The organism is Dyadobacter sp. HNCC25DJ186, from assembly GCF_056895235.1.
Genome location: NZ_JBXHAS010000036.1, coordinates 1 through 1,909, shown reverse-complemented (window position 1 = coordinate 1,909; position 1,909 = coordinate 1). Strand labels below are relative to the sequence as shown.

General features: G+C 40.9%; 1 protein-coding gene. It reads left to right on the top strand.

Annotated elements, in window-relative coordinates; translation table 11 throughout:
* Nucleotides 1-46 precede the first annotated feature (46 nt).
* Nucleotides 47-1,909, top strand: a 1,863-nt coding sequence (locus AC1XUO_RS29560; protein WP_483333511.1) for an ABC transporter permease, incomplete at its 3' end; no start/stop codon positions are given.

The window sequence follows — 1,909 nt, the reverse complement described above, 5'->3', positions numbered from 1 at the left end:
AAATGCCGAAAATATTTATCGTGTACCGATTTCATACTCAGGTAGTATGTCAAATGTTCCAACGACAGCGGCTAACCACCCAGCCGTAGGCCCTGCAATGAAAGCGGATTTTCCGGAAGTCGTAGATTTTGTCCGCCTTGTTTCTGTTTCTTTTTTCATGAACGCATATACGCTTTCCTATAAAGAGGCAAAAGGCGGCGAAAAGACTTTCAATGAAGGGAATATGTATCTGGCCGACGGATCGTTCTTCAATGTCTTCTCCTATCCGCTACTTTCGGGAGATCCCAAAACCTGCCTGGTGGAGAGTAATAGCATCGTACTATCAGCCAGCAAGGCAAAGAAATATTTTGGAGATACGGATCCTGTCGGGAAAGTCCTGAATATGAATGGAAATATGTCCATGAAGGTTACGGGTGTTTTTGCCGATATTCCTGATAATTCCCATATCAAATTCGATATGCTGGCTTCATTTTCTTCCGTTGGGGAAAATTGGGGATACGATAATTGGGCGTGGCCGGAATTTTATAACTATGTGGTACTCGCTCCCGGTACAGACGTTAGGAAACTGGAAGCAAAGTTTCCCGCTTTTATTGAAAAATACCTCGGGGCAAAGATGAAAGAATTGAATTTTAGGTCTTCATTTCATTTGCAGCGAGTCGCGGATATCCATCTGAATTCCAATTATTTAAAGGAAGCCGAAGCCAATGGAAGTGCAAAAGAAATATCTTTTTTGAGTGTTATCGGCGTATTTATCCTTTTTATAGCCTGGATCAACTATATCAACCTATCCACGGCAAAATCGATGGAACGTGCCAAAGAAGTGGGTTTGAGAAAAGTGGTTGGCGCTGAAAAATCACAGCTGATCACACAGTTTTTACTTGAATCTTTCATTATTAACACACTTGCCTTATTGATTGCGTTTGTCGTCATTTTATGCTGCATGCCGTTCTTCAATAATTTCATTGGAAAAAATGTAACCACAGATTTCTTTTCAACTGGATTAGGTGGTAATGCGATTTTCTGGTTTACGGTCATCTCGGTTTTTCTGTTCGGGGCTTTGCTAGTCGGTGCTTATCCGGCATTGGTCTTATCTTCCTTTATTCCGGCGCGTGTGTTGAAAGGGCTAAACACGCAATCTGGCGGCAGTATGTCAATCAGACGGGTTTTGGTTTCCTTCCAATTTACTCTTTCCATTATTCTGATTGCTTCTACGGTTGTCGTTTACAAACAGTTTAGTTTTATGAGAAACGGAAACCTGGGCTATCAAAAAGATCAGCTTGCCATCGTAAAAGCCCCCGTTGTAAGGGATTCGACGATCTTTAATAAGTATGAATTTTTTAAAAACCAAATTGCAAAGGTCTCTTCTGTGAATGATGCCACAGCAACCTCCGACATACCCGGGCAAATGATTCGCTTCAGGAACAGCGTTAGAAGAGGGCACCAGGATAAACAGCATAACTACACTACTTATTTGATGGAAATCGATGAAAATTTTGTCCCAACTTACCAAATTGAATTGGTAGCCGGGCAAAACTTTAAGAGTACAGACAAGTCTGATCTTGATAGTGGAAGTAATACAAAGGTTTTGATCAATGAAGAAATCGTAAAAGCGCTTGGTTTTAAATCTCCTGAGGAAGCAGTAAATCAGGATATCATTTTCGTGTTGGGTGAAGATGACATTCACTGCAAGGTTGGTGGTGTAATAAAAAATTTTCATCAGCGTTCGCTGAGGGAAAAGTTCGATCCAATTTTGTGTTATTATCCAAACAGGAGCAGGTGGAAATATATTTCATTAAACTTGACAGCAAACGATGCATCAGGAAGCCTTGCCACAGTTGAAAAATTGTACCAAGAGGCCTTCCCCGGAAGTCCGTTTGAATACTTTTTTCTGGATGAATATTTTAACAGG